The sequence below is a fragment of the Pseudomonas sp. FW305-3-2-15-E-TSA4 genome (assembly GCF_058787295.1).
Map to the genome: position 1 here is coordinate 63848 of NZ_JBYSZP010000022.1, position 25321 is coordinate 89168.

Annotated in this window: 24 protein-coding genes; 10 read left to right on the forward strand and 14 right to left on the reverse strand. The window is 61.0% G+C overall.

All coding sequences use genetic code 11. From position 1 onward, the window contains the following. Window positions 1-104: 104 nt before the first annotated feature. Window positions 105-1025: a TauD/TfdA dioxygenase family protein gene (locus AC3WMV_RS25395; protein ID WP_103368637.1), complete on the reverse strand. Its 921-nt coding sequence runs from the start codon at window positions 1023-1025 to the stop codon at window positions 105-107. 181 nt (window positions 1026-1206) lie between these two features. On the opposite strand from AC3WMV_RS25395, the gene AC3WMV_RS25400 reads away from it, so the two are divergent. After that, the gene (locus AC3WMV_RS25400; RefSeq protein WP_096797773.1) at window positions 1207-2127 is read left to right on the forward strand and encodes a LysR family transcriptional regulator; all 921 of its coding nucleotides are present in this window, start codon (window positions 1207-1209) and stop codon (window positions 2125-2127) included. Window positions 2128-2249: 122 nt separating this feature from the next. Here AC3WMV_RS25400 and AC3WMV_RS25405 read toward each other — a convergent pair whose 3' ends face one another. Then, window positions 2250-3263, reverse strand: a complete 1014-nt coding sequence (locus AC3WMV_RS25405) for an ABC transporter substrate-binding protein (protein ID WP_097086835.1) — start codon at window positions 3261-3263, stop codon at window positions 2250-2252. 408 nt (window positions 3264-3671) lie between these two features. Here AC3WMV_RS25405 and AC3WMV_RS25410 point away from each other — a divergent pair, with 408 nt between their 5' ends. From AC3WMV_RS25410 to AC3WMV_RS25420, 3 genes are read left to right on the forward strand one after another with little or no spacing between them, the layout of a single operon-like run. Continuing rightward, on the forward strand, window positions 3672-5270 hold the full coding sequence (locus tag AC3WMV_RS25410; RefSeq protein WP_103368636.1) for an ABC transporter permease: 1599 nt from the start codon (window positions 3672-3674) through the stop codon (window positions 5268-5270). Beyond that, a complete protein-coding gene (locus AC3WMV_RS25415; protein WP_027611158.1) occupies window positions 5267-6082 on the forward strand; it encodes an ABC transporter ATP-binding protein in 816 nt (271 codons plus the stop codon). The genes AC3WMV_RS25410 and AC3WMV_RS25415 overlap by 4 nt, the downstream gene beginning before the upstream one ends. A 13-nt stretch (window positions 6083-6095) precedes the next feature. Continuing rightward, a complete protein-coding gene (locus tag AC3WMV_RS25420) occupies window positions 6096-7706 on the forward strand; it encodes an arylsulfatase (protein ID WP_103368635.1) in 1611 nt (536 codons plus the stop codon). 103 nt (window positions 7707-7809) lie between these two features. Here the strand turns inward: AC3WMV_RS25420 and AC3WMV_RS25425 are convergent, their stop codons facing one another. Then, window positions 7810-8883: a fatty acid desaturase gene (locus tag AC3WMV_RS25425; RefSeq protein ID WP_027611156.1), complete on the reverse strand. Its 1074-nt coding sequence runs from the start codon at window positions 8881-8883 to the stop codon at window positions 7810-7812. 100 nt (window positions 8884-8983) lie between these two features. Here AC3WMV_RS25425 and AC3WMV_RS25430 point away from each other — a divergent pair, with 100 nt between their 5' ends. After that, complete coding sequence (locus AC3WMV_RS25430; protein WP_103368634.1) at window positions 8984-9988, forward strand: AraC family transcriptional regulator; 1005 nt, start codon at window positions 8984-8986, stop codon at window positions 9986-9988. A 3-nt stretch (window positions 9989-9991) separates the two neighbouring features. Here the strand turns inward: AC3WMV_RS25430 and AC3WMV_RS25435 are convergent, their stop codons facing one another. From AC3WMV_RS25435 to AC3WMV_RS25450, 4 genes are all read right to left on the reverse strand, one after another. Next, a complete protein-coding gene (locus AC3WMV_RS25435) occupies window positions 9992-11215 on the reverse strand; it encodes a type II toxin-antitoxin system HipA family toxin (protein WP_103368633.1) in 1224 nt (407 codons plus the stop codon). Next, window positions 11208-11456, reverse strand: coding sequence for a helix-turn-helix domain-containing protein (locus AC3WMV_RS25440; protein ID WP_103368632.1), 249 nt, complete (start codon window positions 11454-11456; stop codon window positions 11208-11210). The genes AC3WMV_RS25435 and AC3WMV_RS25440 overlap by 8 nt, the downstream gene beginning before the upstream one ends. Window positions 11457-11569: 113 nt before the next feature. After that, complete coding sequence (locus AC3WMV_RS25445) at window positions 11570-12958, reverse strand: heavy metal sensor histidine kinase (RefSeq protein WP_103368631.1); 1389 nt, start codon at window positions 12956-12958, stop codon at window positions 11570-11572. After that, window positions 12948-13628: a heavy metal response regulator transcription factor gene (locus AC3WMV_RS25450; protein WP_027611153.1), complete on the reverse strand. Its 681-nt coding sequence runs from the start codon at window positions 13626-13628 to the stop codon at window positions 12948-12950. The genes AC3WMV_RS25445 and AC3WMV_RS25450 overlap by 11 nt, the downstream gene beginning before the upstream one ends. A 136-nt stretch (window positions 13629-13764) precedes the next feature. Here AC3WMV_RS25450 and AC3WMV_RS25455 point away from each other — a divergent pair, with 136 nt between their 5' ends. Next, window positions 13765-14250, forward strand: coding sequence for a GlcG/HbpS family heme-binding protein (locus AC3WMV_RS25455; protein ID WP_103368630.1), 486 nt, complete (start codon window positions 13765-13767; stop codon window positions 14248-14250). Between the two features lie 11 nt (window positions 14251-14261). After that, window positions 14262-14672: a hydroxyisourate hydrolase gene (uraH, locus tag AC3WMV_RS25460; RefSeq protein ID WP_097086822.1), complete on the forward strand. Its 411-nt coding sequence runs from the start codon at window positions 14262-14264 to the stop codon at window positions 14670-14672. 126 nt (window positions 14673-14798) lie between these two features. Here uraH and AC3WMV_RS25465 read toward each other — a convergent pair whose 3' ends face one another. Then, a complete protein-coding gene (locus AC3WMV_RS25465) occupies window positions 14799-15476 on the reverse strand; it encodes a Crp/Fnr family transcriptional regulator (protein ID WP_097086821.1) in 678 nt (225 codons plus the stop codon). An 82-nt stretch (window positions 15477-15558) separates the two neighbouring features. Between AC3WMV_RS25465 and AC3WMV_RS25470 the strand changes: the two genes are divergently transcribed. After that, complete coding sequence (locus AC3WMV_RS25470) at window positions 15559-16083, forward strand: Mpo1 family 2-hydroxy fatty acid dioxygenase (RefSeq protein ID WP_096796908.1); 525 nt, start codon at window positions 15559-15561, stop codon at window positions 16081-16083. 81 nt (window positions 16084-16164) lie between these two features. Here the strand turns inward: AC3WMV_RS25470 and AC3WMV_RS25475 are convergent, their stop codons facing one another. From AC3WMV_RS25475 to dibA, 6 genes are all read right to left on the reverse strand, one after another. Then, window positions 16165-17154, reverse strand: a complete 990-nt coding sequence (locus tag AC3WMV_RS25475) for a sulfate/molybdate ABC transporter ATP-binding protein (RefSeq protein WP_003220514.1) — start codon at window positions 17152-17154, stop codon at window positions 16165-16167. 3 nt (window positions 17155-17157) lie between these two features. Next, window positions 17158-18030: a sulfate ABC transporter permease subunit CysW gene (gene cysW, locus AC3WMV_RS25480; RefSeq protein ID WP_103368629.1), complete on the reverse strand. Its 873-nt coding sequence runs from the start codon at window positions 18028-18030 to the stop codon at window positions 17158-17160. A gap of 12 nt (window positions 18031-18042) precedes the next feature. Next, window positions 18043-18861 carry a sulfate ABC transporter permease subunit CysT gene (gene cysT / locus AC3WMV_RS25485; protein ID WP_007952818.1) on the reverse strand — a complete coding sequence of 273 codons (819 nt, stop codon included), beginning with the start codon at window positions 18859-18861 and terminating at the stop codon, window positions 18043-18045. A 229-nt stretch (window positions 18862-19090) separates the two neighbouring features. Next, complete coding sequence (locus AC3WMV_RS25490) at window positions 19091-20104, reverse strand: sulfate ABC transporter substrate-binding protein (protein ID WP_027611146.1); 1014 nt, start codon at window positions 20102-20104, stop codon at window positions 19091-19093. Window positions 20105-20251: 147 nt separating this feature from the next. After that, a complete protein-coding gene (oscA, locus tag AC3WMV_RS25495; RefSeq protein ID WP_039772974.1) occupies window positions 20252-20434 on the reverse strand; it encodes a sulfur starvation response protein OscA in 183 nt (60 codons plus the stop codon). Between the two features lie 309 nt (window positions 20435-20743). Then, window positions 20744-22663: a phosphodiesterase DibA gene (gene dibA, locus AC3WMV_RS25500; protein ID WP_103368628.1), complete on the reverse strand. Its 1920-nt coding sequence runs from the start codon at window positions 22661-22663 to the stop codon at window positions 20744-20746. Between the two features lie 147 nt (window positions 22664-22810). On the opposite strand from dibA, the gene desA reads away from it, so the two are divergent. Both desA and AC3WMV_RS25510 read left to right on the forward strand, forming a co-directional pair. Then, window positions 22811-23995 (forward strand): delta-9 fatty acid desaturase DesA, encoded by a 1185-nt coding sequence (desA, locus tag AC3WMV_RS25505; protein WP_027611144.1) that lies wholly within the window; start codon window positions 22811-22813, stop codon window positions 23993-23995. Between the two features lie 247 nt (window positions 23996-24242). Then, window positions 24243-25232 (forward strand): GGDEF domain-containing protein, encoded by a 990-nt coding sequence (locus AC3WMV_RS25510; RefSeq protein WP_103368627.1) that lies wholly within the window; start codon window positions 24243-24245, stop codon window positions 25230-25232. Window positions 25233-25321: the final 89 nt, after the last annotated feature.

Genomic DNA, 25321 nt, shown 5'->3' on the forward strand with positions numbered 1-25321 from the left:
AGCTTCGCGAGCAGGCTCGCTCCCACAGGGCCATATGTTGTTCACATCCATTGTGTTCAACACACTTCCAATGTGGGAGCGAGCCTGCTCGCGAAAGGGCCCGATCAAACGCCGCCGATATCAAGCCCTTTGATGGTTTGACTACGCTGCCCCGATGCCCCAACCGGCACCTCACCCTTGAGCGTCACCCGCCGCACGATACGATCCTGAGTGCCGTAATCATCAATCGCATAATGCTGAGTCGAACGGTTATCCCAGATCGCCACATCACCGGCCTTCCAGCGCCAGCGCACGGTGTTTTCCTGACGGATCACATGGCTCTGCAACAGGCCAAACAAATGTGCCGAATCGGCTTGCGAATAACCCTTGATGCGTTTGACGAAGTGCCCCAGCAACAAACTTTTCTCGCCGCTGATCGGATGCACACGCACCACCGGATGCTCGGTCTCGTAGACGGTCGAGGTGAAGACCTTGCGATAGCGCTCAAGCTTCTCCGGCGACACGTCTGGCTTGGCCCCGGCGTAGTCGTATTCGTTGCTGTGTACGGCGACCAGTTTGTCCGCCAGTTCACGCAGCTCGCTCGGCAGTTCGTTGTAGGCAGTCGCGGTGTTGGCCCACAGGGTGTCGCCACCGAAGGCCGGCGCCACCACCGAGCGCAGGATCGAGGCTTTCGGGTAGGCGTCGACGAAGGTCACGTCAGTGTGCCAGGAGTTGGCGCGCTGGCCTTCGGCCCCGTCCAGCTCCAGCAGATAACGCGTGCCTTCACGCACCGGTACGGTCGGATGCGCCACCGGCTCGCCGAGCAGATGGGCGAAGGCTTCCTGGCGCTGATCGTCGAGCTGGGTCTGCTCGCGGAAGAACACCACCTTGTACTGAATCAGCGCCTGCTGAATGGCTTCGACCGTGGCGGCGTCCAGTTCACCGGACAGGTGCACGCCACGAATCTCGGCGCCGATACGGCCGGCCACCGGATGGATTTCCAGCGCGTGGACAGCAGGTTTTACAGCGAGTGCGGCATTGCTCATGGGTAGACCCTCATCGACTGCTTGCGGTTAGGCGGCAGCGAAACATCGCTCTATCTATATTCCATTTACATCTAATAGATATTCACATGCTTCGTTGACGGAATAAGAGCTTGCATTTAAAACCTCAAGCAACCCTCGTCGCAAATGCCTTCGAGCTATTTTTAGGATGCCGGAAAAGCATATGGATCTTCGCCAGTTGCGCTACTTCATCGCCCTCAACGAACACCGCAGTTTTGTCCGTGCGGCGGACGCGATGGGCATCACTCAACCGGCGTTCAGCCGCAGCATTCAAGGGCTGGAGCAAGAGTTCGGCTGCGTGCTGGTGGATCGCGGCAACAAGGATCTGCGCCCGACACCCGAAGGCCAGGTGGTGCTGCAACACGCCCTGACCCTGGTGCAAGGCGCGGCGCTGCTCAGCGCGGAAGTGACGCAGATGACCAAGCTCGATGCCGGGGAACTGCACTTCGGCTGCGGCCCGGCCCCGGCGGTGAAACTGGTGCCGGACGCGGTGGCGCAATTCATCAACGCGCACCCGAAAGTGCGCACCTGTTTTCAGGTGGATAACTGGGAAAAACTCAGCCGTGCGCTGAGCCGTGAAGAGATCGAATTCTTCATCGCCGACATCCGCCACTTCGAAGCCGACCCGAACTTCCAGACCCAGGCCCTGACGCCCAAGCGCGGGGTGTTTTTCTGCCGACCCGGGCATCCGCTGCTGGCCAAGGAAAGCCTGTCGACCAACGACATGTTCGACTACCCGCTGGCGACCACGCTGATCCCGCCAGGGATTCGCAAACTGCTGGCGAACCTCAGCGGCCGGATCGATTTTTCGCCGACCATCGAGACCGAGCATTTCCCGGCGCTGGTGAAAGTGGTGCTGCAATCGAATGCCATCGGCATCGGTACGGAAGAAGCGTTTTACGAGGACATTGCCCAGGGTTCACTGGCGCTGCTGCACTGGCGCAATCTGCCGCAGAATCTGGAGAGCATGAACGCGCGCTGCGGGATTGTCAGTCGCACAGGATTTCGCTTGTCGCCGGCAGCGAGAGCGATGATCGAGACGTTGGTGGCGGTGGATAAACAGGCAATCAGTGTCGCGGTTTGAGGACGCCTTCGCGAGCAAGCCCGCTCCCACAGGGGATCGTTGTGAATACAAAATCTGTGTTCACTGAAGATCCCTGTGGGAGCGGGCTTGCTCGCGAAAAGGCCCGTCCAGACACTGGAGATTCAGAGCTTGGCCGCCGCCAGTTCAGGCGCCACCCAATCACTGACCTTGAACGGCTTGCGAATCAGCTTCTGCTGCGCCGCCAGGTCTACCGAGTCCTGCAACTTGCCGAGGAACACCGGGTCCAGCGTCGACGGGAACACTTCGCTGAGTTTCTGATCCTGAAGGTCCTGGGTCAGGATCACCGGTGGATAACTCGCCAGCCCCGACACCAATTGCACGTAGGCAGCCTTGTTGCTGTCCTGAGTCAGCCACTCAACCGCCTGCTGCTGCGCCTTGAGCAGTTTTGCCACGACCTCCGGGTGCCCGTCGACGAACTTGCCGGTGCCGACCAGCACTGACTGCACGCTGCCGGCGCCACCCAGATCCTTGGTATTGAGCGGCAATTCCGCCAGCCCCTTGGCTTGCAGCGCCGTCAGCCCTGAACTGCCCCACGACGCGTCAATCTGTTTCGCCGCCAATGCCGCGACCGCGCCGCTGAAGTCGAGATTGATCACTTTCAGATCCTTCTCGCTCAAGCCCTGACTGGCCAGCGCCGCATCAAACGACAGCTGCGTGGCGGTGCCACGGAAGATCGCCACGCGCTTGCCTTTCAGATCCTGCAGTGTCTTGATCCCCGACCCCGGCACCACGCCCAGATACTGTTTCACCCCACGCGCACTGGCGCTGAGCAAACGCGTGTCGAGGCCATTGGACTTGCCGATGATCGCCGCAAGGTCGCCCAGATATGCCAGATCGACCTGACCATTGGCAAACGCTTCGTTGATCACCGGCCCGGCGCCCTTGAAGAAGCTCCACTGAATCTTGATGCCCTGATCGGCGAAGGCTTTTTCGAAGATCTGCTGGTCACGCAGCACGTCCACCACACCGCCGCCGCTGTGCTGGGTGCCGGCGCTCAGGTCAGGCACGGCGATCCTGATTTCCTTGAGTTCGTCAGCCTGCGCGTTAAACGCCAGCAGGCCCGCCAGTGCCGGAATGGCAAACAGACTGAAGACTCGTTTGAAGGGAAGGTTCATGGGTACGGCTCCTAGATCACGACAGGCGTTGAGGAGCCGAAAGTAGGCCGAAGCATGACCTTCGCTTAAATACTATAAATGCACATTTTTATAGCCTTTAGCGCTAAGCGTGAAATCACGCGGGCTGCAGCGGCGTATGCATTAACAGCATCGAAAATATTCTTCGAATGCATTGGATGCGCGTCGCGCTGCAAGCCTTAAATGGTCTGGCTTATCTCTCAATAGAATTGATTTGAATTTTTATAGATCAATTTTGCATACACCGCTAGCCAATTGTGGGAGCGGGCGTGCTCGCGAAGAGGCCGTGTCATTCACCATCATCGGTGCCTGACACTCCGTCTTCGTGAGCAAGCCCACTCCCACACAGGCACAGCGGTTCGCCATGCAACCCGACAACGGAGGTCACCCATGGCCCGTGATTCCCTGCTCAGCCTGCCGCTGCCCGCGCCACCTCTGAAAAGCCGGCGCGCGTGGCCGAGCCTCAACCAACGTCTGTTGCCATGGCTGTTGCCGATCAGCCTGTTCGCTCTGTGGTGGCTGGCCGCACGCAATCAATGGATGAGCGAGCAGATCCTGCCGGCGCCATCGCTGGTGTGGAACAGCGCCATCGAGCTGTCCCAGGGCGAGTTGTGGAGTCATTTGTGGATCAGCCTGCAACGTCTGCTCTGGGGCTTGCTGGCAGGGATCTCAGCTGGTGCGCTGCTGGGTGCCGCGCTGGGCTTCAGCCGTCGCCTCGAACGCCTGGTCTTCCCGACGTTCGCCGGTCTGGCACAGGTACCGACGCTGGCGTGGATTCCGCTGTTCATGGTGTTTTTCGGCATCGGCGAAGTGCTGAAACTGGTGGTGCTCATCAAGGCCATCGTGGTGCCAGTGACCCTGCACACCCTGGTCGGCGTTCGTGATGCGCAACCGAAACTGCGCGAAGCCGCCGCCGTATTGCGCCTGCCGTCGTATTTGCTGATCCGGCGCCTGGTGCTGCCCGCTGCACTGCCGGCGTTCATGGCCGGCGTGCGTCTGGCCCTGGCCGCTGGCTGGACTTCATTGCTGGCGGTGGAGCTGTTGGCGTCCAGCGAAGGCATCGGCTACCTGATGGTCTGGGCACGGCAACTGTTCATGCTCGACATCGTGTTCGTGTGCATCGTGGTCATCGGTGTGCTCGGTGTCGCGATGGATCGCGGCATCGGTTTTCTCGACCGCAAACTGGTGCACTGGCCGCACCCGGCGACTGCGGAAATCCGCCGAGGCCCACGTTATCAAGGCTGGCAACGGCTGCAACCGTGGCTGTTGCCCCTGAGCCTGATCGGCGTCTGGCAAGTGGCGAGCGATCAGCAGTGGGTCGATGTGAATATTCTGGTCAGCCCGCTGGCGGTACTGGAAACGACCAGGAACGGTCTGCTCGACGGCACGCTGATCAGCGGCATGGCCTTGAGCCTCGGTCGTACCCTTGGCGGGTTGCTGCTGGGCGGCGGACTCGGTTTCGCCCTCGGCCTGTTGCTGGGTCTGTCGCGCACCAGCGAACGGCTGCTCGGCCCGACTCTCGCCGCCATTCGCCAGATCGCGATTTTCGCCTGGGTGCCGCTGCTCACCGCGTGGTTCGGATTGGGTGAATTGGCGAAGTGGGTGTTCGTCGCCCTCGCCGCGTTTTTCCCGCTGTTCATCGCCACCCAACGCAGCGTCGCCAACCTCTCGCCACAACTCAACGAAGCCGCGCAGGTGCTGCGCCTGAGCCTCGGTCAGCGCCTGCGCCGTCTGGTGCTGCCGGGGGCGGCGCCAGGGATTTTCGCCGGGCTGCGCCTGAGCCTGATCTACGCCTGGCTCGGCACCATCGGCGCCGAATATTTCATGCCGTCCAACGGCGGCATCGGCAGCCAGATGATCGGCGCCCAACAACTGCTGCGCATGGATCTGATCATGGCCGCGATGCTGCTGGTCGGCCTCACCGGCGCCCTGCTCAACCTCATCGGCCAACGCCTGGAAATTCGCGCTACTCGCTGGAGACACGCATGAACGCACCGATTGTCAGCTTCACCCACGTAGGCAAATCCTTCGACGTCGACGGTTTCGAACTGGAGGCGATTCGCGAATTCAACCTCGACATCGCCGAGGGCGAATTCGTCGCCATCGTCGGCTCCAGCGGTTGCGGCAAATCCACCTTGCTGCGTTTACTGGTGGGTCTGGATACGCAGTTTCGCGGGCAGATCAGTGTCGATGGCAAAGCCGTCAGCGGCATCGGCGGCGAGCGCGGCATCGTGTTTCAGGAGCATCGGCTGTTCCCGTGGCTGACCGTGGCCGACAACATCGGTCTGGGCCTGGTCAACGAGCCGCTGAGCACCGCCGAAAAGCAGCAGCGCATCAACGATTTCATCGATCTGGTCGGCCTTCGCGATTTCACCCGCGCCTATCCGCACCAGCTCTCCGGCGGCATGGCCCAGCGCGTGGCGATTGCCCGTGGACTGGTCGCCAGCCCACGGATTCTGCTGCTCGACGAACCGTTCGGCGCCCTTGATGCGTTGACCCGTCAGCAAATGCAGGACGAGCTGCTGGCGATCCGCGACCGGGCGAAAATCACCACGATCCTCGTCACCCACGACGTCGAAGAAGCGATCTTTCTCGCCGATCGCGTGGTGGTGATGGAGCCGCGTCCGGGACGGATCAAGCAAGTGGTCGACATCGCCTTGCCGCACCCGCGTCAGCGCAGCAGTTTCGACTTCCATCAGTTGCGCGAAGAGCTGCTGCACGAACTGACCAGTGACGACCATTACCAACCGAGCCTGCCGGTCCAGATCCGCGATCTGCCGCTGTCGTTCATTGCCTGCTGAGAGGAGCTTTTCGATGCCGCAACGCCCCAACTTTCTGGTGATTCTGGCCGACGATCTCGGCTTTTCCGACATCGGCGCCTTCGGTGGCGAAATCGCCACGCCGAACCTCGATGCCCTGGCCAATAACGGCCTGCGCCTGACCGATTTCCACACCGCACCGACCTGCTCGCCAACCCGTTCGATGCTGCTGACCGGCACCGACCACCACATCGCCGGCATCGGCACCATGGCCGAAGCGCTGACCCCGGAGCTGATCGGCAAACCGGGTTACGAGGGCTACCTCAACGACCGCGTCGTCGCCCTGCCGGAGCTGCTGCGCGAGGCCGGTTATCAGACGTTGATGAGCGGCAAATGGCACCTCGGCCTGACTGCTGAACTGGCACCGCAGGCTCGTGGTTTCGAGCGTTCGTTCTCGCTGCTGCCGGGTGCGGCCAACCATTATGGTTTCGAGCCGACCTACGATGAACACACCCCTGGCCTGCTGAAATCGACCCCGGCGCTGTACATCGAAGACGACACCTTTATCGACAAATTACCCAAGGATTTCTACTCGTCGGATGCCTTCGGCGACAAGCTGCTGCAGTATCTCAAGGAGCGCGATCAGAGCCGGCCATTCTTCGCTTATCTGCCCTTCTCCGCACCGCACTGGCCGTTACAGGCACCGGCCGACATCGTCGAAAAATACCGTGGTCGCTACGACGCCGGTCCCGAAGTCTTGCGTCTGGAGCGCCTGGAAAAACTCAAGGCGCTGGGCCTCATCGAGCCGGATGTCGAGCCGCATCCACTGATTCAACTGAATGCGCAATGGGCTGCGCTGAGTGATGAGCAACGGCAGATTTCCGCGCGGGCCATGGAGGTCTACGCGGCCATGGTCGAGCGCATGGACTGGAACATCGGCCGGGTGGTCGATTACCTGCGCCAGCAGGGCCAACTCGATAACACCTTCATCCTGTTCATGTCCGACAACGGTGCCGAGGGCGCACTGCTGGAGGCGTTTCCCAAGTTCGGCCCGGAACTGCTGACCTACCTCAATCAGCATTACGACAACAGCCTCGACAACATCGGCCGCGCCAATTCCTACGTCTGGTACGGGCCGAGCTGGGCGCAGGTGGCGACCGCGCCGTCACGGCTGTTCAAAGCCTTCACCACCGAGGGCGGGATCCGCGTACCGGCGCTGCTGCACTATCCGCAATTGCCAATCAAAGGGCAGATCAGCCACGGCTTCGGCACGGTGATGGACATCACCCCGACGATTCTCGATCTGGCCGGCGTGCGCCATCCGGGCAAGCAATGGCACGGCAAACCGGTGGCGCCGCTGCGCGGTAAATCGTGGCTGGGCTTTTTGTCCGGCGAGACGGCGCAGGTGCATGACGAGCACACCGTGACTGGCTGGGAGTTGTTTGGCCGGCGGGCAATTCGCCAAGGGTCGTGGAAAGCCGTGTGGATCCCCGGGCCGGTGGGGCCGGCGACCTGGCAGCTGTATGACCTGAGCAGCGATCCGGGGGAAATTCATGATCTGGCGTCGAGTCAGCCGGACAAGCTCAGCACCTTGATTGGGCATTGGCAGAAATATGTGGAGGAGACCGGGGTGATTCTGAGTGCTTCGCCGTTTCAGCCGGATTGAGGTTGCCTGATCCGACGCCTTCGCGAGCAAGCCCGCTCCCACAGTTGGAATGCGTTCCCCTGTGGGAGCGGGCTTGCTCGCGAAGAGGCCCGCAAATTCACCATCAAGCCTGAGCCGTACGCGCCTCCTCCGCTACCACTTCATCCCGCCGAACAAACCGGTTCGCCCGCCCGAACGTGCCGAAATCATTGAACCGCACGCCCATCTCGCGCATCACCTTGTGCGCCACCGGCACGGTCATCTGCCGGATGTAAAACGGTTCCTTCACCACAAAATGATGAATCCCGTGGCTGCTGCCGAAGTTGAAGCAGAACGCCTGCAACGGCCACAACCACCACGGGTTCAACACCTGGCATTGCTGCAGCACGTTGCCCGCCTCGATGTCGCCGTAGTAATGCATGTTCGAGCTGATGAAGTGCAGGCAAAAGGTGCGCAGCACGTTCGGACCGATGATCACCACTGCCGCGATATCGATCACCTGCATCACCGACAGCGTGGTCGCCGACCATTCAATCGGCGAACCCATGAGGTAGGCGATGCCATTCGCCGCATGAAAACCGAGAAACACATACCACGCGCCCCAATGCACCAGCGCCAGCGGCGCGTAAACCTTCAGGGTACGTTTGATGATGTTGAATTTGTGCGCCCAGGTCTTGGCCCGCAGCATGCGGATGAACGCCGACATCACGTTGTCGCCGACCATCAGCAAGCGCGCAAAACCCCAAGGCTCGCCGTTGGTGATCGCCCGCTCCTCCATGTCGGTTTCAGTGCCGGAGACCTTGTGGTGGTTGAGGTGCAGATGGCGGCGGATCCACGGGTTGATCGTGCTCGGCCGCGCCAGCCAGACCAGGCCCATCATCAAATTGTGCGGCACACGCTGCTTGCGAAAATACATGCTGTGGATCAGGTCGTGCTCCAGCTCGTGGGTCAAGGACGCGAAAAACGCATTCAGCAGCAGGCACACCCACCATGCCATGTGACCCGTGATGTACAGCGTCGCCGAACCGATCATCCCGGCCAGGGCGAAGGCCAGAATCCCCGCGCCGAGGGCGTCCTGGTGTTGCAAAATCGGATAGCGCTGACGCAACTCGACGCCCTTGGCCAGCACCACTTCGCGAATATGCGCTGATCGCTGGGCAGCATTGTGTCGCTGGGGACTTGCAGAAGTACGGTCCATGCTTCCATCCTCTGGTTATTGATGTTCGCATCCTGCCTTGCGAAAGCTTTATTGATGGTAGCCGTGAACGCCAACCTGTTGACCGGAAGCGCCAATCAGCATGAAGGAACCGACCTCGCTCGCCAGCTGGACCCGTGCCTTGCGCAAGCAACTCGATGCGCTGGGGCTGGACAGTCTCGGCCTGTGCCAACAGGCCGGACTCGATCCGCAGTTGATGGACGACCCGAACGCGCGTTATCCGTTGTCCGGCACCACGCGCCTGTGGCAACTGGCAGTGCAGTTCAGCGGCGATCCCGCGATCGGCCTGCGAGTGTCGCGCTTCGTTAGCCCGACCACGTTCCATGCGCTGGGTTATGCGCTGGTGGCCAGCGGCAGTCTGCGCGAAGTGTTCGAACGCATCGTGCGTTATCACCCGGTGGTCAGCGATGCATTGGAACTGGAGCTGAGCCGCAGCGATGACCGCTATCTGTTTCGTCTGAAAATTCCGTCAGGCAATCCGGCGCCGGCCTTCGAAGCCATCGATGCGTTTGCCGCGATCTACGTGCGTACTTGCCGCAATCGCCTGGGTCGCGATTACGCGCCGCTGGCGGTGTACCTGCGCCGCCCGGAACCGTCCGATGCGCATCAGTGGCACAGGGTGTTCCGCGCTCCGGTGCATTTCTCCTGCGCCGAAGATCGCCTGGAGTTTGCCCTCGCCGACTTCGACAGCCACCTCGACGACGCCAACCCGGAACTGGCCGAACACAACGAAGCGGTGCTCAAGCGCACCCTGGCCCAGCTCCAACCGCTGACCTGGGAGCGCAAGGTGCGCGACGCTATCGAAGAGCAACTGCCTGAAGGCGAACCTAGCGCCGAACGCATCGCCCAGGCCTTGCACCTGAGCCTGCGCAGCCTGCAACGGCACTTGGCGGATGAGGGCTGTCGCTTCGACACGCTGCTCAACGAGAGCCGCGAAAACCTCGCGCTGCTGCACCTGCGCGATCCGCAGTGTTCGTTGAGTGAAGTCAGTTACCTGCTGGGGTTTGCCGACACCAGCAGCTTCAGCCGCGCGTTCAAGCGCTGGACGGGAATGACGCCGGGGCAGTTTCGCGATCAGTTGCGCTGAACATCAGCCCTTGATCAAGCTGCGTTGCAGGCCGGAAGTCCACTGTTCGACCATCGCCTCGCCTACTTCGGCAAAATCGGGGTACTTGCGGCTGTGTCTGGCCATTTCCTCGATCGCCATCTGCATGCCGTGAGCCACTTGTTGCAGTAATTCGTTGCAACGCGCCTCGGTCAGGTTGCATGCCGTACGACCGAACCGCACCAGCATCTTGTACTTGGGCCAGGCTTTTGAACCGCCCAGCAGCAGCGCCATGCTGTCGCTCTTGATATAAACCGACGTTGTGATGATGTCGTACGCCGGCGCGAGCCTGACGGATGACTGCTCTGCACAATCTTCGTAAAGCACGCCGAAATTCTTCAGATGCGCATCACCGTTTTTCAGCCCCGCAGACAACGCGACAATCTTGAAAAACGCTTCCAGGGCAGAGCCCAGCAACTGCGGCGAAACGAATGCCTTGATCTGCCGCGCGGCACCTTCATAGGAACCGTCGTATTTGGCTTTCGACGGCCACCCATTCAGTACACAGAAATCCTCGAAACCGAGGTACCCCGAATCGCTCAGGTCAAAACGCTCGACCACCAGAAATTTGCCGCGCTCGCTGAGCTCGAATGTTGGCACTTCGAGGCCGCAGTGCTGTGCCGCCCGCATACAGAAATATTCATTGGTTGCCAGCTGCGGATACTCTTCGGCGCGAAAGGCCTTGACCAGATGAGTCGCCCCCCGATGAGTCAGGCGATCAATCGCGGCAGCGCTGTCACGCACCAGCACTTTGGGCTGCACGCCTGACACTCCGGAATACTGACCGTAGGTCTGTAACAGATCTTCGAACAGCCCCTGAGCACCATCGTGCACCAGCAGATCGCTGAGGGATGTTGCCGGAGGCTGATCAGTCGCCGGTGTGCTGGCAATTGCCAGACGGCCGAGCTGATGTGGGCCAACGATAGCCAATAAAGCAAAATCATCGAAGCCACGCACGGCTTTACTGAAGCGCCGCATCAACTCCTCACGCAGCGCGCCTTCGGGCAAGTTCATCTCGAAGACGGGGTGAATACCATGTTCCCAGCCATAGCTGTCCAGGCGAGTGGGCATCGTCAGCGATACCGCATTGTCGGCGCTGGCATCTTCGCGATAACTGAACACACTGTCGTCGCGAATCTGCCCGCGCCCCAGCGTCCCGACCACCTGCTCACCTACACGGATTTGCAACCTGTCCGGCGTTTCAGTCATGGAAATTCACTTTTTGCAGAGCGTCGAGGGTTGGGCGATTGGACTTACGGGGAACGGCAACCAACTCGTAACCGAAGCCATTGAGTATCGCCTCAACCTTGCGCAGGCCGATTTCGGAGACCGTGTTGTTTTCGATCCCCGAGATGGTGGCGCGGCTCATGCCGTATTGTTGAGCCAGTGCCTGCTGAGAGAGTTTGCGCGCCTTGCGCAAGCTTCTGATCACTTCGCCGATCTGTTCCATTGCACAAACCTGCACTGTTTACGATGCATTTATAGATAAATAAATGAAATGCATCACATGCGATGCACTAGTCACCAAACTCTAGCTGAGTTTCAGAATACTTGCACGGCGCATCATTGGCTCAGGACAAAACCCAACTCAAACACTGTGCCACTCGCATCACTGCTCACCCTGACCTGCCCGCCATGCAACAGCATGATCGACTGCACGATCGCCAGCCCCAGCCCACCGGAATCCCCAGGCTGCGCCCGTGAAGGATCGACGCGATAGAAGCGGTCGAACAGTTTGCCCAGATGTTCTGGCGCGATGACCGGGCCGTGGTTGTGGACCTGCAACCAGCATACGCCCGGCTCATCGTGGCGGCGCAGGCTGATCAGTGTGCCTTCATCGGCGTGACGCACCGCGTTGGCCAGCAGATTACCCAGGGCACGTTGCAGCAGTTGCTGATCGGCCAACAGTTCGCCGTGCAGCCGGTTTTCCAGGCGCAACTGGCGATCATCGGCCAAGGCTTCGAAGTAATCGCACAGCTCGCTGCCGACGCTGTGCAGATCCAGGGTTTGCAAGTCGAGCGCGCGCTCCGCCTGTTCGGCGCGGGCGAGGAACATCAGGTTCTCGGCCATGCGTTTGAGGCGTTCGAATTCTTCCATGTTCGACGCCAGCAGCTCCTGATACTCCGCCGTGCTGCGCGGGTGATTCAGCGCCTGGCCGTTGCTGGCGAGCAAGGTGTGCAGCGGGGTGCGGATCTCGTGGGCGAGGTCGGCGGAGAACTGAGAGAGGCGCTGCACGCTGTCGTCCAGCCGCGCGAGCATGCCGTTGAGCGCCTGCACCGGTTCGAGCAGTTCGGCGGGGGTGCCACTGGCGGGCAGACGCTGGTCTAGGCTGCGCAGATCAATGCCGCGCACCGCCGCGCTTAACTGGCGCAACGGTTGCAGACCACGGCGCAGCAAAACCAGGCCCAGCGCGAACGCCAGCAACGCGCCAAGCCCGACGGCCAGGTACAGGCGCAAGCGATAACTGGCGAGCATCTGTTCACGTTCGGTCAGTACCTTGCCCGCGATCACCGTCAGCGGTTCGCCGTTCGGCCCTTGGGCTTCACCGGACAACAGCGCCAGCTCAGCGCCGTCCGGCGCTTGCCAGGTCAGCACATCGCGACGCTGCGGCGTTTGCTCGCGTGCGATTGCGTTCAATGGCGGTAGGTCGCGCTGGCGCGGGTTGATCGCAATCACGTTCGAGCCATCGGCGCGCCGCACCAACAGCAGGCTGTCGAGGTTACCGAGCATGTTCTGATAGAGACGTGGCCGCGCCTGCAAGGCGCCGAGGCTGTCACTGTCGGCGAGCAAGGCGCGCACCTGCTCCAGACGGCCGAGCAACGCCAAGTCATCCCGATAGGCGATCTCCGCGTCGAGCGAGCGGTAGAGAAACACACCGATCGCACTCAACACCAACGCGCAAACCACGGCGAACGCCAGCGCCAGACGCCAGGCGATCGACCTAGACCGCATCGTCGGGCGCCTCCAGCTGATAGCCGACCCCGCGCACGGTGTGGATCAGTTTCGGCATGTACGGGTCATCGACCTTGGCCCGCAGGCGGCGCACTGCAACTTCGACCATGTTGGTGTCGCTGTCGAAATTCAGGTTCCACACCTGCGAGGCGATCAGCGTGCGCGACAGCACTTCGCCCTGACGGCTGGCGAGCAATTGCAGCAAGGCAAATTCCTTGTTGGTCAGGGCAATGCGCTGACCGCCCCGACTGACCCGACGCCGTAGCACGTCGATTTCCAGATCGGCGATGCTGTAGGACTCGGCCTCGCGCAGCGGCCCGCGGCGCAGCAGGGTGCGCACGCGCGCGAGCAATTCGGCGAAGGCGAAGGGTTTGAGCAGGTAATCATCGGCGCCCAGTTCGAGGCCGCGCACGCGGTCTTCGATGGCGTCCTTGGCGGTCAGGAACAACACCGGGGTGGCGCCGCGCTGGCGGATCAGTTGCAGCAGCTGCCAGCCATTGAGGCCCGGCAGCATCACGTCGAGGATGATCAGGTCATATTCCTGCTGCTCGATGAAATAGCGCCCATCGAGACCATTGAGCGCCACGTCCACGGCAAAACCCGACTCGCCCAGGCCCTTGGCCAGGAAATTCGCGGTTTTGGCTTCATCTTCTACGACCAGCAAACGCATGGTACACCTCGATTGATCAGGCACACAGGCTAGGCGCCTTCGGCCCGATTGCCCATTACAAACTTGTAATCCGGCTGACGGGGTTCTGACGAAGAGCGGCGGCTAAGGTGATGTCCTTCGCTTTCGGAGCCTGTTCATGACCGCCAAATACCTTGCAGCCAGCCTCGCCCTCGGCCTCAGCACCAGCGTTTTCGCCGCCCCTGAACTGTCGCGTCACGCTGACCTGGATCTGAAAACCGCACGCCTGCTGGCCGACACGGCGCTGAGCAATTGCACCGCCACGGTATCGGTGCTCGACCGTGGCGGCAACTTGCTGGTAACCCTGCGCGGCGACGGCATCGGCCCGCACAACACCGCTGCCAGCCAGCGCAAGGCCTACACCGCGCTGTCGACGAAAACCCCGACCCGGCTGTTCGCCGAGCGCGCCCGCAGCAATCCGGAAACCGCCAACCTCAACACCCTCGATGAGCTGCTGTTGCTCGGCGGCGGGATTCCGTTGTTCGCCGCTGATGAACTGGTCGGCGCCATGGGCGTGGCCGGTTCCGGCGGCGGCGAGCAGGACGAAAACTGTGCGATCAAGGCCGCCGAAAACGCCGGCCTGACCATTACCCGTTCCCAATAAGGAGACTGACCATGACTACCCTGCGCATGACCTTCGCTGCACTCGGCCTGAGTGCCTTCTCCAGCCTGGCGCTGGCCGCCGGCAACCCGCTGAGCGTGCACGTGCTCAACCTGGAAAACGGCCTGCCCTCGCCGGGCGTCAACGTGACCCTGGAAAAACACGTCGGCCAGAACTGGCAGCCACTGGCCCAGGGCACCACCAACGAACAGGGACGCATCGCTGAACTGTTCCCGGCCAAACAGCCTTTCGAAGCGGGCGAATACCGGGTGGTGTTCAAGACCGGCGAGTATTTCGAGAAGAACAAGCGCGAGACGTTTTTCCCGGAAATCCCGGTGATCTTTCAAGTGAAGCAGACTGACCAGCACTACCACATCCCGCTGCTGCTCAGCCCGTATGGCTTCTCGACCTATCGCGGCTCCTGAATCAACACAGATCAAAAATGTGGGAGCGAGCCTGCTCGCGAAGGCGTCGGTTCACTCGACATCACCGTTGAATGACCCACCGCTTTCGCGAGCAGGCTCGCTCCCACAGGGGATCTCAGGTGCCCGTCAAATTGTGGCCAGCGCGCGCAATCGCTCGGCATCGAGAATCTCGATCTCGCCATACCCCAACCCGATAATCCCCTGCCCCTGCAGATCCTTGAGGATCTGGTTGGTGGTCTGCCGTGACAGCGACAGCATCGACGCCAGCTGCTCCTGGGGCAATTGCAGGACCCGGCGTGGCGCATCGATTTCACCGTAGCCCTCGGCGATCATCAGCAAGCGATGCGCCAGGCGTGCCGGGGCCGGCAGCAGGCTCAACTGTTCGAGATTGATAAAGGTCAGGCGCAGTTTGTGGCTCATCAGCAATGCCAGATGGCGCCAGTACACCGGCTGTTCGTCGAGGATTTTCAGCAGCGTGGCCTGCGGGATATTCAGCAGGCTGCACGGCCCGACCGCATACGCATCATGAGTGCGTGGCTGGCCGTCGAACAGGCAGATTTCGCCGAACCAGTGCGGCGCCTCCACCAGGCTCAGCAACGCCTCCTTGCCCTGCTCGCTCACCGCGCCGATTCGGATCGCGCCGTCGAGCACCGCGTACAGGCCGCAGGGCGGATCACCGCGCTGGAACAGGCGCTGCCCCGCCGTCAGCCGCCGCTCCCGGGCCGCCGCCAACAGACTATCCTGAAAGGATGCCGGCAGATGACTGAACCATTGCCCGGTCAGCAGCCGTGAACGCTTATCCATGATCACTCCCAATTGTCGCCTGCCTGACAGAGCGAACGCCGAACCCGAGGCATGCTGCACGCACCCTACAGGAGGAACAACAATGAAAAGCCTCGTCGACCATCTCAGTCAATACGCCGCCTACCACCGCGACCCGCGCAACATCGCCAGCCACTTTATCGGCATTCCGCTGATCGTGGTGGCGGTGGCGGTGTTGTTGTCGCGACCAGAATGGTCACTGGGCGGCTTGTGGATCTCTCCGGCGGTGCTGCTGGCGCTGGCGTCGGCGTGGTTCTACCTGCGCCTGGAACTGAAGCTGGGCGTGCTGATGACGCTGTTGATGGGGCTGTCGGTCTGGGCCGGGCACACGCTGGCGCAGCAGAGCACCATGGTCTGGCTGAGCAGCGGGCTGGCGATGTTTGTGATCGGCTGGGTGATCCAGTTTGTCGGCCACCACTACGAGGGGCGCAAACCGGCGTTTGTCGATGATGTCAGCGGGTTGATTGTCGGGCCGCTGTTTGTGGTGGCGGAAGTGGCGTTCCTGCTCGGCATGCGCCATGAGTTGAAAGAGCAGATCGAGGCGCGGGCGGGGGTGGTGCGGGTCAATCCGAATCGCGCGGCTGTGTAGAGCGCTTTCGCGAGCAGGCTCGCTCCCACATTTGGAATGTATTTCCCTGTGGGAGCGAGCCTGCTCGCGAAGCTTTTGCTCTTAAAGGCTGGCGACTTTCTGCCAGACCTTCGGCTTGAAGAACAGGGTTTCACCCTTGGCCAGACCAATCAGGCTGTCGTGGTCCTTCACCACTTCCGCCTCGATCAGATCGGTCTGCCCTTCCACCTTCAACGTCACTCGCGTGGTCGCACCCAACGGGCGAATATCACGCACTTCAGCGGCGTGGTGGTCTTCCAGTTCATGCTTGGACAACGACACTTCGTGCGGACGGAACAGCACATGGTTGTCGTCGCTGAGCAGCAAGCGGTTCGAGTCGCCGAGGAAGTGATAAACGAAATCGCTGGCCGGGTTTTCGTAGACGTCGCCCGGTGAGCCGATCTGCTCGATCACGCCCTTGTTCATCACCACGATGCGGTCGGCGACTTCCATCGCTTCTTCCTGGTCGTGGGTCACGAACACCGAGGTCAGGTTGATGTCTTCGTGCAGGCGCGCGAGCCAGCGACGCAGCTCTTTACGCACCTTGGCGTCGAGAGCGCCGAACGGCTCGTCGAGCAGCAGCACTTTCGGTTCCACCGCCAACGCGCGGGCCAAAGCGATACGCTGACGCTGGCCGCCGGACAGTTGCTCCGGGTAGCGATCCGACAGCCAGTCCAGCTGCACCATGTTCAGCAGTTCGTGGACCTTGGTCGCGATCTGGCTTTCACTCGGGCGCTGGTTTTTCGGTTTCATGCGCAGGCCGAACGCGACGTTGTCGAATACCGTCATGTGCCGGAACAGCGCGTAGTGCTGGAACACGAAACCGACGTTGCGATCACGCACGTCGTGGCCGGAGACGTCTTCGCCGTGAAACACGATATTGCCCTGATCCGGGGTTTCCAGGCCGGCGATGATCCGCAGCAGCGTGGTCTTGCCGCAGCCGGACGGGCCGAGCAGCGCCACCAGTTCACCGCTGTGAATGTCCAGGCTGATGTTGTCCAGCGCCTTGAACGCATTGAAATTCTTGCTGACGTTACGCACTTCGATCGACATGAATTATTCCTCCGCGGCGGTGGTGCGCAGGCGGTTGATACGGTTTTCGCTCCACTGCTTGAGCAGCAGGATGAAGAGCGCCAGGATCAGCAACAGGCTCGCCACGGCGAACGCGGCCACGTGGTTGTATTCGTTGTAGAGGATCTCGACGTGCAGCGGCAAGGTGTTGGTCACCCCGCGAATGTGCCCGGAAACCACCGACACCGCACCGAACTCACCCATGGCCCGCGCGGTACACAGCACCACGCCATAGATCAGGCCCCATTTGATGTTGGGGACGGTGACATGCCAGAACATCTGCCAGCCATTAGCGCCGAGCAGCCGCGCGGCTTCTTCTTCCTGCGTGCCTTGTTCCTGCATCAGCGGAATCAGCTCACGGGCCACGAACGGCACGGTGACGAAGATCGTCGCCAGCACGATGCCCGGCAGAGCGAAGACGATCTGAATGTCGTGATCCTGCAGCCACGGGCCGAACAGGCCCTGAGCGCCGAACATCAGCACGTAGACGAGACCTGCGATCACCGGCGACACCGAGAACGGCAGGTCGATCAGCGTCACCAGCATGCTCTTGCCGCGGAACGAATACTTGCTCACGCACCATGCGGCGCTGACCCCGAACACCAGGTTCAGCGGCACCGAAATCAGCACGGCGATCACCGTGAGTTTCAGCGCCGACAAGGCGTCCGGTTCAAAGATCGCCGTGAAGAATGCGCCGAGGCCATTCTTCAAACCTTGCGACACCACGATGAACAGCGGCAGTACCAGAAACAGGAAAAAGATCAGCCAGCCGAGACCGATCAGCACGCGCCGTGACGTAGCACTGCCACGGCGTGCAGCGTTGGCCGAGGACGCGGCCGCAATAGACGATTGGAACATGTTCGCGCCTCCTTATGGGGTTTCGATGCGCCGCTGCAGCAAGTTGATCAGCAGCAACAGGACGAAGGAAACCACCAGCATCAGCACGCCGATGGAAGTGGCGCCGGTGTAATCGTACTGGTCGAGTTTGACCATGATCAGCAGCGGCAGGATCTCGGTTTTCATCGGCATGTTGCCGGCAATGAAAATCACCGAACCGTACTCGCCGACCCCGCGGGCGAACGCCAGGGCAAAACCGGTCAGCCAGGCGGGCAACAGCGCTGGCAGCAGGATATGGCGGAACACCTGCAACGGTTTCGCGCCGAGGCAGGCGGCGGCTTCTTCGACTTCACGGGGAATGTCGGCCAGCACCGGTTGCACCGTGCGCACCACGAACGGCAGGGTGACGAAAGTCAGCGCGAGGGTAATACCCAGCGGGGTGTAGGCGATCTTGAAACCGAGGTCGGCGGCAAACTGGCCGACCAGACCGGTCGGGGTGTACAGCGCGGTCAGGGCGATACCGGCCACCGCCGTCGGCAGGGCGAACGGCAGGTCGATCATCGCGTCGATGACCTTGCGCCCCGGGAAGGTGTAACGCACCAGCACCCAGGCCAGCAGCGTGCCGATGATGCCGTTGATGATCGCCGCACACAGCGCGGTGCCGAAGCTCAGCTTCAGAGCAGCCAGCACGCGCGGTGCGGAGATGATCGTCCAGAACTGATCCCAGGTGAGTTGGGCGGCGTGGACGAACATCGCCGCCAGCGGGATAAGCACAATCAGGCTGAGGTACACCAAGGTGTAACCCAGCGTCAGCCCGAAGCCGGGTATGACGGGGGAGATACGACGCGACATAAAAGTCCTTGGTTAAAAACGCATCAATGTGGGAGCGAGGCCTGTGGTGAGGGGATTTATCCCCGATGGGCAGCGTAGCTGCCCCAAAACCAGAGCTCGCGGTAGATTTGATCCACCGCAAAGGTCGGCATTGGGGCTGCTGCGCAACCCATCGGGGATAAATCCCCTCACCACAAAAGCTCACTCCCACATCTCAAGTGCCTGAACTTCAGGCTCATTTTGATTCAGATTACTGCGCCTGATAGATCTGGTCGAACACGCCACCGTCGTTGAAGAATTTCGGCTGTGCGGATTTCCAGCCGCCGAAGTCCTTGTCGATGGTCACCAGCTCCAGTTTCGGGAACTGCTGGGCGTACTTCGCCGCCACGTCCTTGTCGCGTGGACGGTAGAAGTTCTTCGCGGCGATCTCCTGACCGGCCGGGCTGTACAGGTGCTTCAAGTAAGCTTCGGCAATCTGTTCGTTGCCCTTTTTCTCGGCGTTCTTGTCGACCACCGCCACCGGTGGCTCGGCCAGAATCGACAGCGACGGCACGACGATGTCGAACTTGTCAGCGCCGCCGTCTTCTTTCAACGCCAGGAACGCTTCGTTTTCCCAGGCCAGCAACACGTCACCCTGACCGTTGTTGACGAAGGTGATGGTCGAGCCACGAGCGCCGGTGTCCAGCACAGGCACGTGCTTGAACAGGGTCTGTACGTATTCTTTGGCTTTTTCTTCGCTGCCGCCGTTGGCTTTCAGGCCATAGGCCCACGCGGCGAGAAAGTTCCAGCGTGCACCACCGGAGGTTTTCGGGTTCGGGGTGATCACCGAGACGTCGTTCTTGACCAGGTCGCCCCAGTCCTTGATGCCTTTCGGGTTGCCCTTGCGCACCAGGAACACGATGGTTGAGGTGTACGGGGTGCTGGCGTCCGGCAGACGCTTCTGCCAGTCGGCCGGCAGGGTCTTGCCGAGCTTGGCGATTTCGTCGATGTCGCCGGCCAGTGCCAGGGTCACGACGTCGGCGCGCAGACCGTCGATCACCGCCCGGCCCTGCTTGCCCGAACCACCGTGGGACTGCTGGATTTTCACGGTGTCGCCGGCATGATCCTTCTGCCAGAACTTGATGAATTCGGCGTTGTAGTCCTGATACAGCTCGCGCGTCGGGTCGTACGACACATTGAGCAGTTCGTAATCCTTGGCAACTGCAGAACCGGCAAACACGGCGCTGGCCAGGGCGGCCAAAGCGTAACGGCGAATCGACGACATGGTGAAAGCTCCTGGAATTCTTGGTGGTGGCTTTTTCTTATGTATTTCGGAAATCGGGGTGCCGGTTCAAAGGTCGCAGCCTGCGGCAGCTCCTACACACAGCCCCCTGTAGGAGCTGCCGCAGGCTGCGATCTTTTGATCTTCAAATCAGCTCGGTTTGTTACCCGGCTGCTGCAGACGGAATTTCTCTTTGCGCTCGATCTGCACGACCTGGGCGTTGTGCACAGTGATCTCCACCGCGCCGAAACGCAGATCGCGCAGGGCGCTCTGGATTTCCCGCAAGATGGTGCTTTCGTCCTGACCGTCAACGCTGCGAAGGGATGCGCTCATGGTGCTGCTCCTTTGAATGGGATATGCCTGGCAGTGGGCGGCACTGCGTTCGGCGTGGGAGCAATATAAGAGAGGCGCAGATATTCTTAAAAAGACTATTTAAGAATGTTTATATAACTAGAAAACATTATCTGACGGGGCAAGGGTTTGCGCGGTGTTCACCGTGTTTGAAGCCTTTATGAAACCTTGTGGTGAGGGGCTTCATCCCCGATGGACTGCGTAGCAGTCCCTGTTTTTCAGGGCCGCTGCGCGACCCATCGGGGATGAATCCCCTCACCACAGGTTTTTGTGTCAGCCATGACAGGACTGTTAACCGATAACAGGGGCTTTCGCCCAATCAATCTCCCCCGCCGACACCGGCCGCCCAAACCAGTACCCCTGCCCCAGATCACATTCCTGCTCCAGCAGAAACGCCGCCTGCTCGGCCTGCTCGATGCCTTCGGCATGCACCTGCATGCCCATGCTGCGAGCCAGGGCGACGATCACGCGAACGATGGCTGCGTCGTCCTCGTCCCACGGCAGACCGGCGACAAAACCCTGATCGATCTTGAGCTTCTGCACCGGCAAGCGCTTGAGCCGCAACAACGACGAGTACCCGGTGCCAAAGTCATCGATGGCCAAGCGAATGCCCAATTCACGCAAGCGATGCATCTGCTCCAGCGCCACTTCCGGGTCATCCATCACCGCGCTTTCGGTGACTTCCAGCTCCAGATACGCCGGATCCAGCCCGGTCTCGTGCAGCACCTGCGCCACCTGCTGATACAGCTCACGCCGGGCAAACAGGCGCGACGACACATTCACCGCGACAAACGACAACACAATCCCGGCCTGCTGCCATTGACACATCTGCGAACACGCCTGACGCATCACCCAGGCGTCGATTTCGGCGATCAGCCCGGTGCGCTCGGCGATCGGGATGAATTCCGCCGGTGACACCAGACCGCGCTGCGGATGCTCCCAGCGCACCAGCGCTTCGACGCCGATCAGCCGACTGCTGTGCAAATCGTGAACCGGTTGGTAATAGACGCGCAGCTCCTGCTGCTCCAGCGCGCGACGCAGCTCGAAGGCAATCTCGACCCGTTGCTGCGCATGGGCGGTCAACTCTTCGGTGTACAGCGCGTAGCCGTTGCGCCCGCTGCTCTTGGCCTTGAACAGCGCGGCGTCGGCATTGCGCAGCAATTGATCGGCACTCAATGCATCACTGGGGAACAGGCTGATACCGATACTGGCGTTGATGAACAGCTGATGCCGCTCGATGCTGAACGGTTCCTTCAGCGCATCGAGAATGCGCTGGGCCAGCGCCGCTGCCTGAACCAGTTGTGGACAACTTTCCGCCAGCACCGCGAATTCGTCACCGCCGAGCCGTGCCAGGGTAATCCCGGGGCCGAACAGGTCCTGCAGGCGCGCCGCCACCGCTTTGAGCAGGCGATCGCCGACGTTGTGCCCGAGGCTGTCGTTGATCATCTTGAAGTGATCCAGATCGATCATCAGCAGGGCGCAGCCACGCTTGTGGATCTGCGCCGAGGCCAGCGCCTGCTCGGCGCGGTCGCTGAACAACAGGCGATTGGGCAGGTCGGTCAGCGGGTCGTGGTGTGCGAGGTGCTTGAGCTCGTGTTCGGAGTCCTTGATCGCACTGATGTCGGAAAATACCGCCACGTAGTGACTGAGCCGGCCCTGATCATCGTGAATCACGCGGATGGTCTGCCACTGTGGATAAATCTCGCCGCTCTTGCGCCGGTTCCAGATCTCACCGCTCCATTCGCCCTCGCTCTCCAGCGTGGCGAACATCGCCCGGTAAAAGCCCGGCGGATGGTGGCCGGACTTGAACAGGCTTGGCTGATGGCCGAGAACTTCGTCGTACTGGTAGCCGGTGATTTCCATGAACGCACGGTTGACGTGCACGATCAGGCCCTGACGGTTGGTGACCAGCACCCCTTCGCGGGTGCAATCGAACACGGCTGCCGCCTGACGCAAGCGTTCACGGTCAGACTGACGCTCGCGTAGCCGCGCACCAATGCCGAGAAATTCGCACAATCTGGCCCGTGCCAGGAAAATCAGGCCAGCGCTGACGGCAGCCCAGACGTAACCGTTGATCAGTTGCCATCGCTGCAGATCGACAGACTCATCAAAGAAACTGTTCAATAAGTAACCAGTTCCCTGCAGCCAGACCACAGCAAGCAACAGGTAAAGCAGCGCTGCACGCAAGGCATCGCGGTAAGTGGCAGGCATTCGGCTGTCCATGTCCCTACAAAAAAGGTTGGAATTATAGGTCAAGAAACATCCAGCGACTCTTATCTGAAAGGGCGACTGGTTTTATCTGTGTGCTTGGTGATAATGCAACGGCTGTTTTTATCTTTATCGAGGGCCCTATAGCCTATGTGGTACGAAGGTTTTCTTGGCTTGTCGGCCTGGTCTCTGGTCGCGGTCACCCTGCTGATGACCCACGTGACAATTGTCGCCGTCACGGTCTATCTGCACCGTTACTCGGCCCATCGCTCGCTCGAGCTGAATGCCGGCCTGAAACACTTTTTCCGTTTCTGGCTGTGGCTGACCACGGCGCAGAACACCCGCGAGTGGACTGCCATCCACCGCAAACACCACGCCAAATGCGAAACCGAAGATGACCCGCACAGCCCGGTCATCAAGGGTCTGTCCACCGTGCTGCGCAAAGGCGCCGAGCTGTATCGCGCCGAAGCCGAGAACCCGGAGACCCTGCGCATCTACGGCAAGAACTGCCCCGAAGACTGGATCGAGCGCAACCTCTACAGCCGCTACCCGTTGCTGGGCGTGGCGATCATGGGCGTCATCGACCTGCTGCTGTTCGGCACCATCGGCATCACCATCTGGGCGATCCAGATGATGTGGATCCCGGTCTGGGCGGCCGGCGTGGTCAACGGTCTGGGTCACGCCATCGGCTACCGCAACTTCGAATGCCGCGACGCGGCGACCAATCTGGTGCCGTGGGGCATCCTGATCGGCGGCGAAGAACTGCACAACAACCATCACACCTACCCCAACTCGGCCAAGCTGTCGGTGAAGAAGTGGGAGTTCGACCTCGGCTGGGCGTGGATCAAGGTCTTCAGCTTCTTCGGTCTGGCCAAGGTGCAGCGTGTGGCACCGATTGCCCACCGCGTCGAAGGCAAGGGCCATCTGGACATGGACACCGCCATGGCGATCCTCAACAACCGCTTCCAGATCATGGCCCAGTACCGCAAATTGGTGATCGGCCCGCTGGTCAAGCAGGAGCTGGACAAGGTCGATCATTCGGTACGCCATCAATTCCATCGGGCCAAGCGCCTGCTGTCGCGGGAAACCAGCCTGCTGGAAGACCGTCATCACTTGCGCATCCAGAACATGCTCGAGCACAGCCAGGCGCTGAAGGTCATTTACGAAAAACGCCTGGCCCTGCAGCAGATCTGGGTCAAGACCAGCGCCAATGGCCACGACATGCTCGCCGCCATCAAGGAATGGGTGCACGAGGCCGAAGCCAGCGGCATCCAGTCCCTGCGTGAATTCGCCGACCAGCTGAAAACCTACTCGCTGCGCCCCGCCGCAGCCTGACCGCCATGAACGAATCCCCTGTGGCGAGGGGATTCATCCCCGATAGGTAGCGCAGCTACCGCAAATTTGTCGACGCGTTCTCATTGCTGAAACGCGTCATCTCTACCGCCCGGCGGGAGCAGGCTCCCTCTCTACAAAAGCGCGGAACTTAGCACCGAAAGCCCTATCTCAAAGACACTTCGCCACCCCGGCGGGCTGTACTGTGGCCGTTGTCGAAATTGCGGCACACCTTTTGAGAAATGTGCCGATGGTCAACAACAATCAAAAAGACTCATCCCTTGCGCAGTGGCCCGAGGCCGCGCAAACCCTGATGGCGCTGATGCACGCTCAAGGCGAAGTCGCCCGGCTGAGCGAGCGCGAACAACTGTTCAGTTCATTACTGGTGAGCGTCAACGCGGTGCTCTGGGCGTTCAATTGGGAAACCCGTCAGGTGCTGTATGTCAGCCCTGCCTACGAGCGGATTTTCGGTCGCTCCGCAGGCCTGTTGCTGGCCGACTACAACCAGTGGCGCGACAGCATCTACCCCGACGACCTGGATTACGCCGAACGCAGCCTTGCCGAAGTGCTGCACAAGGGGGCGGTGGAAGACCGCGAGTACCGGATCATCGCCGCCGACGGTCAGGTGCGCTGGCTCAGCGACAAGTGCTTCATCAACCGTCAGGACGAACCCGGGCAACCGGTGATCATTGTCGGCATCGCCGAAGACATCACCGACAAGAAGCGCATGGAAACCGAACTGCATCGCCTGGCGACCACCGACGTGCTGACCCAGAGCAGCAACCGCCGGCACTTCTTCGAATGCGCCCATCGCGAATTCGAGGAAGCACGCCTGCAAGGTGCCCCCCTGGCCTTTCTGCTGCTGGACATCGATGACTTCAAGCTGATCAACGACAGCTACGGCCACCCGGCGGGTGACAACGTGCTGCAACGGATTGCCGAATGCGGACGTGGGTCGTTACGCCGGGGCGATCTGTTCGGGCGCATTGGCGGCGAGGAGTTCGCTGCGGTGTTTCCCGGTTGCGCACCGGACATGGCGCTGCAAGTGGCCGAGCGGCTGCAGCAGGAGATTCAGCGCCTGAGTTTCAACCACGAGGGGCAGACATTCGGCATCACCGTCAGCCAGGGCCTGACCAGCCTCAGGGATGGCGACGACAGTCTCGAGAGCCTGTTCGCCCGGGCGGATGCGGCAATGTATGAGGCCAAGCGTCAGGGCAAGAACCGGATCATCTCTGCCTGACTGCACATTTCAGCCACCCAGAAATCCAATGTGGGAGCGGGCTTGCTCGCGAAGGCGGTAGGTCATTCAGCATCTGTGTTGCCTGACAC

Coding starts and splice junctions, on each gene's coding strand:
- AC3WMV_RS25395 (WP_103368637.1), bottom strand. CDS start 1,025: ATGAGCAATGCCGCACTCGCTGTAAAACCTGCTGTCCACGCGCTGGAA.
- AC3WMV_RS25400 (WP_096797773.1), top strand. CDS start 1,207: ATGGATCTTCGCCAGTTGCGCTACTTCATCGCCCTCAACGAACACCGC.
- AC3WMV_RS25405 (WP_097086835.1), bottom strand. CDS start 3,263: ATGAACCTTCCCTTCAAACGAGTCTTCAGTCTGTTTGCCATTCCGGCA.
- AC3WMV_RS25410 (WP_103368636.1), top strand. CDS start 3,672: ATGGCCCGTGATTCCCTGCTCAGCCTGCCGCTGCCCGCGCCACCTCTG.
- AC3WMV_RS25415 (WP_027611158.1), top strand. CDS start 5,267: ATGAACGCACCGATTGTCAGCTTCACCCACGTAGGCAAATCCTTCGAC.
- AC3WMV_RS25420 (WP_103368635.1), top strand. CDS start 6,096: ATGCCGCAACGCCCCAACTTTCTGGTGATTCTGGCCGACGATCTCGGC.
- AC3WMV_RS25425 (WP_027611156.1), bottom strand. CDS start 8,883: ATGGACCGTACTTCTGCAAGTCCCCAGCGACACAATGCTGCCCAGCGA.
- AC3WMV_RS25430 (WP_103368634.1), top strand. CDS start 8,984: ATGAAGGAACCGACCTCGCTCGCCAGCTGGACCCGTGCCTTGCGCAAG.
- AC3WMV_RS25435 (WP_103368633.1), bottom strand. CDS start 11,215: ATGACTGAAACGCCGGACAGGTTGCAAATCCGTGTAGGTGAGCAGGTG.
- AC3WMV_RS25440 (WP_103368632.1), bottom strand. CDS start 11,456: ATGGAACAGATCGGCGAAGTGATCAGAAGCTTGCGCAAGGCGCGCAAA.
- AC3WMV_RS25445 (WP_103368631.1), bottom strand. CDS start 12,958: ATGCGGTCTAGGTCGATCGCCTGGCGTCTGGCGCTGGCGTTCGCCGTG.
- AC3WMV_RS25450 (WP_027611153.1), bottom strand. CDS start 13,628: ATGCGTTTGCTGGTCGTAGAAGATGAAGCCAAAACCGCGAATTTCCTG.
- AC3WMV_RS25455 (WP_103368630.1), top strand. CDS start 13,765: ATGACCGCCAAATACCTTGCAGCCAGCCTCGCCCTCGGCCTCAGCACC.
- uraH (WP_097086822.1), top strand. CDS start 14,262: ATGACTACCCTGCGCATGACCTTCGCTGCACTCGGCCTGAGTGCCTTC.
- AC3WMV_RS25465 (WP_097086821.1), bottom strand. CDS start 15,476: ATGGATAAGCGTTCACGGCTGCTGACCGGGCAATGGTTCAGTCATCTG.
- AC3WMV_RS25470 (WP_096796908.1), top strand. CDS start 15,559: ATGAAAAGCCTCGTCGACCATCTCAGTCAATACGCCGCCTACCACCGC.
- AC3WMV_RS25475 (WP_003220514.1), bottom strand. CDS start 17,154: ATGTCGATCGAAGTGCGTAACGTCAGCAAGAATTTCAATGCGTTCAAG.
- cysW (WP_103368629.1), bottom strand. CDS start 18,030: ATGTTCCAATCGTCTATTGCGGCCGCGTCCTCGGCCAACGCTGCACGC.
- cysT (WP_007952818.1), bottom strand. CDS start 18,861: ATGTCGCGTCGTATCTCCCCCGTCATACCCGGCTTCGGGCTGACGCTG.
- AC3WMV_RS25490 (WP_027611146.1), bottom strand. CDS start 20,104: ATGTCGTCGATTCGCCGTTACGCTTTGGCCGCCCTGGCCAGCGCCGTG.
- oscA (WP_039772974.1), bottom strand. CDS start 20,434: ATGAGCGCATCCCTTCGCAGCGTTGACGGTCAGGACGAAAGCACCATC.
- dibA (WP_103368628.1), bottom strand. CDS start 22,663: ATGCCTGCCACTTACCGCGATGCCTTGCGTGCAGCGCTGCTTTACCTG.
- desA (WP_027611144.1), top strand. CDS start 22,811: ATGTGGTACGAAGGTTTTCTTGGCTTGTCGGCCTGGTCTCTGGTCGCG.
- AC3WMV_RS25510 (WP_103368627.1), top strand. CDS start 24,243: ATGGTCAACAACAATCAAAAAGACTCATCCCTTGCGCAGTGGCCCGAG.